A 211-nucleotide genomic window follows, 5' to 3' on the forward strand; every position below is an offset into this window, starting at 1 on the left:
TGCTGTCTGTTCAGACTGGAATGATCCCGCTTCCGCCTGCTGTGGCTGAGCCGGTTCATATGCTGCCTGTTCAGCCTGGAATGATCCTGCTTCCGTCTGCTGTGGCTGAGCCGGCTCATAAACTGTCTGTTCAGACTGGGCAGCTTCCCCATCCGGAACCGTTGGCTGTGAGCCGATCGTATATTCTCTTACCGGCTCCTCCACTGCTTCT

General features: G+C 56.4%; 1 pseudogene. It reads right to left on the bottom strand.

The features are described 5' to 3' along the window. Window positions 1-211, bottom strand: a pseudogene (locus tag HJV72_RS19480) (hypothetical protein); the annotation flags it as partial.

Origin of the sequence: Extibacter sp. GGCC_0201, assembly GCF_017566055.1 — a bacterium.
Taxonomy (GTDB): domain Bacteria; phylum Bacillota; class Clostridia; order Lachnospirales; family Lachnospiraceae; genus Extibacter.